This is a genomic window from Corallococcus praedator, assembly GCF_003612125.1.
Taxonomy (GTDB): Bacteria; Myxococcota; Myxococcia; order Myxococcales; family Myxococcaceae; genus Corallococcus; species Corallococcus praedator.
The window spans coordinates 1-251 of the sequence record NZ_RAWI01000873.1; the positions used below are offsets into that span (position 1 = coordinate 1).

Annotated in this window: 1 pseudogene; it reads right to left on the reverse strand. The window is 76.1% G+C overall.

From position 1 onward, the window contains the following. Positions 1–13 precede the first annotated feature (13 nt). A pseudogene (locus D7Y13_RS42210) lies at positions 14–251 on the reverse strand (FAD/NAD(P)-binding protein); the annotation flags it as partial.

Sequence of the window (251 nt, forward strand, 5' to 3'; positions counted from 1 at the left end):
CCGAGCGGTCTGTTCAGGAGGACGCGCCCGACAGGGGCACGGACGCGGTGCGAGTGAGGCCCAGGTGTCGCAGCAGGTGGTCCGCCAGGTCCCGCGCCTGGGCGCGGATCTCCGGCACGGCGGTGGTCTCCCAGAGGTCCCCGCGACGGGGCGGCCCCAGGGTGAACAGGTGGGAGGACGGACGGCCGCGCGAGTCGAGCACCGCGCCGTCCCCGGCCGTGGACAGCCCCATGCCCAGCGAATCCGCGCGC